7 protein-coding genes and 1 pseudogene are annotated in these 6772 nt (G+C 62.2%); 6 read left to right on the top strand and 2 right to left on the bottom strand.

Translation table 11 applies throughout. The features are described from left to right. The 6 genes and pseudogenes from ACOVQ0_RS19795 to ACOVQ0_RS19770 form a co-directional block, all read left to right on the top strand. A pseudogene (locus tag ACOVQ0_RS19795) lies at nt 1–261 on the top strand (DNA polymerase III subunit epsilon); the annotation flags it as partial. Nucleotides 262–321: 60 nt separating this feature from the next. Continuing rightward, nucleotides 322–906, top strand: a complete 585-nt coding sequence (gene hpf / locus ACOVQ0_RS19790) for a ribosome hibernation-promoting factor, HPF/YfiA family (RefSeq protein ID WP_421888593.1) — start codon at nt 322–324, stop codon at nt 904–906. A gap of 157 nt (nt 907–1063) precedes the next feature. Next, on the top strand, nt 1064–1525 hold the full coding sequence (locus ACOVQ0_RS19785; protein WP_421888591.1) for a PTS sugar transporter subunit IIA: 462 nt from the start codon (nt 1064–1066) through the stop codon (nt 1523–1525). Next, the gene (locus ACOVQ0_RS19780) at nt 1515–2000 is read left to right on the top strand and encodes a PaaI family thioesterase (RefSeq protein ID WP_421888601.1); all 486 of its coding nucleotides are present in this window, start codon (nt 1515–1517) and stop codon (nt 1998–2000) included. Before ACOVQ0_RS19785 ends, ACOVQ0_RS19780 begins: the two co-directional genes overlap by 11 nt. Before the next feature lie 12 nt (nt 2001–2012). Further along, complete coding sequence (locus ACOVQ0_RS19775; RefSeq protein WP_421888589.1) at nt 2013–2354, top strand: DUF1491 family protein; 342 nt, start codon at nt 2013–2015, stop codon at nt 2352–2354. Nucleotides 2355–2566: 212 nt separating this feature from the next. Further along, nucleotides 2567–3184 (top strand): cell wall hydrolase, encoded by a 618-nt coding sequence (locus ACOVQ0_RS19770; protein ID WP_421888587.1) that lies wholly within the window; start codon nt 2567–2569, stop codon nt 3182–3184. Nucleotides 3185–3256: 72 nt separating this feature from the next. Here ACOVQ0_RS19770 and purH read toward each other — a convergent pair whose 3' ends face one another. Beyond that, the gene (purH, locus tag ACOVQ0_RS19765) at nt 3257–4846 is read right to left on the bottom strand and encodes a bifunctional phosphoribosylaminoimidazolecarboxamide formyltransferase/IMP cyclohydrolase (RefSeq protein WP_421888585.1); all 1590 of its coding nucleotides are present in this window, start codon (nt 4844–4846) and stop codon (nt 3257–3259) included. Nucleotides 4847–4861: 15 nt separating this feature from the next. Continuing rightward, nucleotides 4862–6772: a heparinase II/III family protein gene (locus ACOVQ0_RS19760; protein ID WP_421888583.1), complete on the bottom strand. Its 1911-nt coding sequence runs from the start codon at nt 6770–6772 to the stop codon at nt 4862–4864.

Raw genomic sequence — 6772 nt, 5'->3', positions numbered from 1 at the left:
ACCAAGCACGGGGCACTACTGGACGCGGAACTGCTCGCCCAGCTCTATGTCGAGCTGATGGGCGGTAGGCAGATCGGCCTTGAACTGGCGGCAGACATTGCCGCAAGAGCCGATGTGACCGTGGCGCAGGAGACCGTGACGGTCACCAGCAGCGTCACCCGCACATACCGTTCCCCGCGCCCGCATGTGGCGAGCGCCGAGGAGCTTGCCCGGCATGACCAGTTCATGGCGGGTTTCAGCGAGCCGATCTGGTCGCGCTGAAAGGCGCTGGCTGATCTGCGTTATCGGGGCGGCTCGCCCGAATGACAGGAGAAGTGAGATATGGATATTCGCGTTTCGGGACACCAGGTCGATACCGGCGCTGCGCTGCAGACCCATGCCGAAGAGCGCCTTGGCGCCATCGTCGATAAGCACTTTTCCCGAGCGCTTTCCAGCCACGTGACTTTGGGTAAGGCGCCCCACGGTGGTTTCCGCTGCGATATCGTCACGCATGTGACGCAGGGCCTGATCCTGAAGGGCAGCGCCGTGGCGCAGGATGCACACATCGCGCTCGACCAGTCGGCCGAAAAGATCGAAAAGCAGTTGCGTCGTTATCGCCGCCGCATCAAGGATCGGCATGAAGGTGCCGATCACGCCCGCAAGACCGACGAAGCAGCGTTCGAAGCGCAGGAAGCTGCCTACACCGTGTTCGTCCATGACGAAGCGGGTGAGGAAGAACCTGCCGATGCACCACTGGTCATTGCCGAAACCCGCGTCGACGTGCCTACTGCAACGGTATCGGACGCGGTGATGATGCTCGATCTGCGCAACACCAACGCGCTGTTGTTCAAGAATGCGGGCACTGGCGCGCACAACATGGTCTATCGCCGTGGCGACGGTTCGATCGGCTGGGTCGAACCCAAGTAATGCCCTCTGCGCGCCGGGAGATGTGAAGTCATCTCCCGGTGCGGTTATTTTTCCCGAATGTGACGAAACGCTTTACGCTTGCCTTGCCAGACATTCGGGCGCATGGCGCGGCCCAATTCACCGTGCATTTGCACTAACGTGATACGTTTCAGGCGTTATGTCGGCTCTCTTTACCCTCGATCAACAGGCGGTGCGCGTGATCCGCGCGGACACCAAGCAGCAGATCCTTGCCGATCTGGCCGCCTGCTTTGCGTCTGTCTATGCGCTCGACGCTGGTATGGTAATCGACGGGATCGAAGAGCGTGAAAAGCTGGGGAGCACGGGCTTCGGGCGGGGCGTTGCCATTCCGCACGCGCGGATTGATGGGCTGGAACGTCCGGTTGCCGCATTCTTCAGACTGACCGATCCGGTGGAGTTCGCATCGGCTGATGGAATGCCGGTGGATTGTGTGTTCGGGCTGCTTTCACCGACGCAGGCAGGAGCATCACATCTTCAGGCGCTGGCGGCGATTTCGCGCCTGATGCGCGATGAACGGATGCACGAACGGTTGGTGGCCGCGCCCGATGCCGAAGCGCTTTATGGTCTGCTGGTCAACGTCATCGATCGCGATGCCGCCTGAGAGCGGCTCTGCCGACAGTGCTGCGCTTCATTGGCGGGCACTTGAAGGCCTCTATGGTTCTGCTCCGGTCAACCAGTTGTTTGAATCCCGTCTGGAAATCACCAGCGAAGGCGTTGCGCGCATCCATTTCGACGTGACGCCTTCGTGTTTTCACGCCGCAGGCGCGGCGCATGGCACGATATATTTCAAGATGCTCGATGACGCGGCGTTCTATGCAGCGAACACGCTGGTTACCGACCGCTTCCTGCTGACCACTTCGTTCAACCTGTTTTTCAGTAAACCGATCCGGGAAGGTCGGGTGATTGCCGAAGGTCGCTGGATTTCCGGGCGTCGGCGTGTGCTGGTGGCGGAATCGCGGTTGATCGACGAAGAGGGCGAGGAAGTGGGGCGCGGCACGGGTACGTTCCAGCGTTCGCGCATTCCGCTGTCCAGCCTTGATGGGTACAACGCAGGCCTGCGCGCAGCGCTGGCCTGACAGGCCAAGCGAATGGATGGCAGACTTCCCGCACATGTCGAAGTGAACGGATTGATCCGTGCGGTTCAGGCCGTGGGCGGCTTCGGCATGGTGCTGCACAAGGGCGAGCGGGACGGTGGCACCGTCCTTGTTGTTCTGGTTGATAATCAGGGACTTGGTGTTCTTTACGAACGGATGCCGCAGCTTGATGGTGCCCGCAAATGGCAGGAATCCAGAGTGCAAGTATTTGACAATAAAACAGATTTTGATGACTACTTACAGCGGCGAAGTGGGCAGGATCCGGATGTGTGGATAGTCGAACTGACTGTCGCGGACCGGGAACGCTTCATCCGGGACAACCTGACGACAGCCTGAACGCGGGTTGACTCTTCGCAGCGCAACATTAAAGGCGCGCTACCGATTTTGCGCAGGCGGTGATGGGCGGCATGAGGGCTGACCCGCATTGGCACGCAGACGGGGGGCAACCGACATGGCCCTTCGATGTTTGACCGGAAGGCGGAATATTCCGCAATTTCGGCCCGGCACCGCGCCATGCCCGGAAGCTCACCGCCCAATGACGACGTGGAATGAGCACCAAGTTCAAATATGCAGCAACGCTGAGCCTCGCTGCGACCTTTATCACAACCCTTCTCAGCACTGGCGGTTCCCACGCCGCCGCACAGAGCATAAATGCTCCGGTCGCCATTGCCGCGACCTTTATCTCCCAGCCCGTGGTGCAGCCGCTCGCCAATGCGCAGCAGGACGCCCCGGCCGACAGCAGCGAAGCTGATGCTTCCTCGCTTGCCGAGCTGGTTGCAGAAACAGAAGTTCCGTCCACGCTTTCGAACGAGCTTGAGTGCCTTGCCGGCGCGGTGTTCTTCGAAGCGAAGAGCGAATCGCTGGCTGGCCAGCTGGCAGTGGGCCGCGTGATCGTGGCGCGCGCCAATTCGGGCCGTTTCCCGTCGTCATACTGCGGCGTGGTTTATCAGCCTTCGCAGTTCTCGTTTGTTCGTGGCCATTCCATGCCGGCGATCAACCGCGACAGCCGCGCCTGGGCAACCGCCGTGCGCATCGCGCAGATTGCCGACGATGGTTTGTGGAAAAGCCCGGTGGAAGGCGCGATGTTCTTCCACGCTACGCATGTTTCGCCGCGCTGGGGCAAGACCCGCATGGCGAAGGTCGATGGGCACATTTTCTACCGTTGATTTCGCCGCCCTGGCGACATGAAAAAGGGCCGGTTCCATTGCGGAACCGGCCCTTTTTCATTGGTATGAGCCTCAGTGGCGGAAGTGGCGCATTCCGGTGAAGACCATTGCGAGGCCTGCTTCATCTGCAGCGGCAATGACGTCTTCGTCACGGATCGAGCCACCGGGCTGGATCACGCAGGTCGCGCCCGCTTCAACCGCTGCGAGCAATCCGTCAGCGAAGGGGAAGAAGGCATCCGATGCAACCGCCGAACCGACCGTGCGTGATTGCGTCCATGCAAACTTTTCGGCTGCTTCGGCTGCTTTCATCGCGGCGATGCGGCTCGAATCGCGGCGGTTCATCTGGCCAGCGCCGATGCCTGCGGTGACGCCGTCCTTGGCATAGACGATCGCGTTGGACTTGACGTGGCGGGCCACCGTCCATGCGAAAAGACAATCCTTCAGCTCCTGCTCGGTCGGCTGGCGCTTGGTCACGACCTTCAGGTCATCAAGCGAGACGACGCCGTTGTCGCGGCTCTGGACCAGAAGGCCGCCGGTGATCGGCTTGACCATCAGCCCCCCGCGGCGCGGATCGGGCAGATCGCCGGTCAGCAGCAGGCGCAGGTTCTTCTTGCGGGCGAAGGCTTCCTTTGCCGCATCATCGGCTGCAGGCGCGATTACGACTTCGGTGAAGATCTCGCAGATCGCGTTCGCTGTTGGGCCATCGAGCGGCACGTTTGTGGCTACGATACCACCGAAGGCCGAAACATCGTCACAGGCAAGCGCGCCCTGCCATGCGTCGAGCAGGTTCGAAGCCTGTGCAACGCCACACGGGTTGGCGTGCTTGACGATGACCACTGCCGGTTCCTGCCCGCGAAATTCGGCGGCCAGTTCGAACGCGGCATCGGCATCGTTGTAGTTGTTGTAGGACAGTTCCTTGCCCTGAATCTGTTCGGCCTGCGCGATGCCCTTTCCGAAAGGACCGCGCGGCACATAGAGCGCGGCCTTCTGGTGCGGATTCTCACCATAGCGCAGTTCCTCGACGCGCTTGCCGATCACGGCCAGCGTTTCCGGGAACATCTGCTGCTGGTCGGCAAAGGCGAACCACTGGCTGATCATGCTGTCGTAGGTTGCGGTTGCGGCAAATGCGCGGGCGGCCATCAGGCGGCGGAACGCAAGGCTGGTAGCACCGTTGCTGCTTTCCAGTTCAGCCAGAAGCCCGGCATAGTCCGCAGGATCGGTGACGATGGTGACGTATTCGTGGTTCTTCGCGGCAGAGCGCACCATCGATGGGCCGCCGATGTCGATGTTCTCGATCACCTCGTCACGGTCCGCGCCCTTGGCTACCGTTGCTTCGAAGGGGTAGAGGTTGACGACGACCAGATCGATCGCGCCGATCTGATGTTCGGCCATTGCGGCGGCATGTTCGGGATTGTCGCGCACGGCCAGCAGTCCGCCATGAATCATGGGGTGAAGCGTCTTGACGCGGCCATCCATCATTTCGGGGAAGCCGGTGTGTTCGGACACGTCCTTCACCACAAGGCCAGCTTCTCGCAGGGCCTTGGCGGTGCCGCCGGTAGAAAGCAGTTCGACGCCGCGGGCGCTGAGCGCCTTGCCCAGATCGATAAGGCCCGATTTGTCGGACACCGAAAGCAGTGCCCGCTTGATGATCACTTCGCTCACTTAGGATTTCCTGTTTTAGCGCATCTTCTTGAGCAGCCAGGAGAAGCTTTCTCCGCTGCGGGGAACCTTGGCGGTGACGACAAGCTGGCGCGTGCCAACAGGTCGTCCCTGACCATCTGCCCAGAGGCTTTCCTCGACCGAGATCGGATCGCGGCCAGACCGGAATTGCCAAAGGCTGCCGTCGGGCAGGGCAAGCGTTATACCTTTCCCGTCCGTGCTGGCGGCCAGCTCGATATGCGGGCCGAGATGGAAGCGCAAGGCAACACCGATGGTCCCGCGCTTGCCCTTGCGACCCGAAGGCACGAGCAGGTCTTCGCCGCGCAGCTCCGTTCCGTCATCACGCAGGATCAGGATGCGGCGGTGAACCAGACCGTAGCGGCTGACGTAGCCGTTGTGGCTGGCTTCGATCCGTGTCGCCCCGCCACCTGCACCAGTGGGACCGCTGGCATCGGCGGAAAGGGTGCGGCGATCGACTTCGACTTCGGACACGCCCGAACCGATGCGCCCGTTGATCAATACGGCCGTTGAATTGAAATCGTCGATCGTCAGCGTGGAATGCGCAGCGGTGGCGCGCAATCCCTGTTCAAGCCGCAGCGGGATCATGCCGCCCGCAAAGGCTGCACCGCCACAGTTGACGATCAGGCGGTCCATGCCGTGGCTGAATTCAAACGCCAGCGTCGATGCGCAGCCATCGCGGGCGTGGCGGGCAACTGGCGGTGGACCTGCATCGAACTGCAAAACCGCCTTTCCCGCGGTGGCGCGCTGATATCCCCATTGGCGCGCATCGCGTAAGGGGCGAGTCCGCACGCCGCTGGCTTTGACCAGTGCTTCGATCTGGTCCGCTGAAACAGCGCCTGAACCCTGCCAGTTGCCCAGCGCGCCATCGCCATGCAGCAGCGCCAGCAGCGGCGGGACAAGCAGTGCAAGCATGGTCTGGATCTGGGGCAGGGGCTCTTCGCGCACGGCTTCGTAGCAGGCGCGCAGCGCGATCAGCAGTTCTATTGCTTCGATCTGGCAAACCGGGCTGCGTGAAAGGACACCGCCATCATCGCTGACCAGTTCACCCAGGGCGCGCACCAGGCCGGCTTCGGCATAAAGTCTGCGCGATTTGCCGTCGGCCATGATCAGGCCGGTGGCCACAAGGCCGCACCAGCCTGCAACCTCGGCAAGCCTGTCATCCGCCTTGGTGACGCGGCGATCAAGCCAGCGTGCGGTATCCTCGATCGTATGGAGAATGCGATTGCGGAACGTGCGATCCTGCCCGGACAGGAGCAGGGGCGCGTGAACCATCCAGTTGAGCAGCCTGTGGCCGACATTTCCGATATCCCAAGCAGGGGTGGGATCGGGCTTGGGATTGGCAGCGAGCCATGTGGCAAGAATCCGCTCTGCCACTTGTGCGCATTGTGCGCGGGTGCCGCCACATTCGAGATCGCGCAACCAGCGGAAGCCGTGGACCATGCGTTCGAACGGTGGCGGCAGGCGCGGGCCGGAAAAGGCGGTGTCGGCAATGGCTGATTTGAAGCCATAGACGAGGAAGTGCCCCGCACGCAGAGCTTTGCCCGCGGCGGCATCGCCAGCCAGTGGCGGCAGGACCGTGGCTGTCAGCCGTGTTTTGGCGCGTTTGCGGAACGGATGAATTGCGCTGGCGGGCAGACCGAGGCTGTAGGCGAAGCGAACCAGCCTGTCCCCAGTTCCCAGCGCCGGTGGCGTGAAATCGGCAAGCGCCAGTGCCCGGCCCGGCTCGACCACACCCGGTTCCATTGCGGTCGCGTCGGTTGCAATGGCCGGAGTTGCTGTGCCGAGTGGCAGCGCACTGTCGAGTGATTCGGCCAGCGGTTCCTCCTGCGTTGCACTGAGCGGAATAGCCGGTGGTGAACCGGCCGCCGCCGGGCGGCTTCCGACAAGAGGGAAGCCGCTGTCTGCCAT

Source organism: Novosphingobium sp. (genome assembly GCF_049240505.1).
In the GTDB taxonomy this organism is placed as follows: domain Bacteria; phylum Pseudomonadota; class Alphaproteobacteria; order Sphingomonadales; family Sphingomonadaceae; genus Novosphingobium.
The sequence above is the reverse complement of the archived record's forward strand: the minus strand, read 5'-3'. Positions and strand labels throughout refer to the sequence as shown.

Bases quoted from the DNA above. Each gene is read 5' to 3' on its own strand.
- ACOVQ0_RS19775 (WP_421888589.1), top strand. From the start codon at position 2,013: ATGGATGGCAGACTTCCCGCACATGTCGAAGTGAACGGATTGATCCGT.
- ACOVQ0_RS19760 (WP_421888583.1), bottom strand. From the start codon at position 6,772: ATGGCAGACAGCGGCTTCCCTCTTGTCGGAAGCCGCCCGGCGGCGGCC.
- ACOVQ0_RS19770 (WP_421888587.1), top strand. From the start codon at position 2,567: ATGAGCACCAAGTTCAAATATGCAGCAACGCTGAGCCTCGCTGCGACC.
- ACOVQ0_RS19780 (WP_421888601.1), top strand. From the start codon at position 1,515: ATGCCGCCTGAGAGCGGCTCTGCCGACAGTGCTGCGCTTCATTGGCGG.
- hpf (WP_421888593.1), top strand. From the start codon at position 322: ATGGATATTCGCGTTTCGGGACACCAGGTCGATACCGGCGCTGCGCTG.
- ACOVQ0_RS19785 (WP_421888591.1), top strand. From the start codon at position 1,064: ATGTCGGCTCTCTTTACCCTCGATCAACAGGCGGTGCGCGTGATCCGC.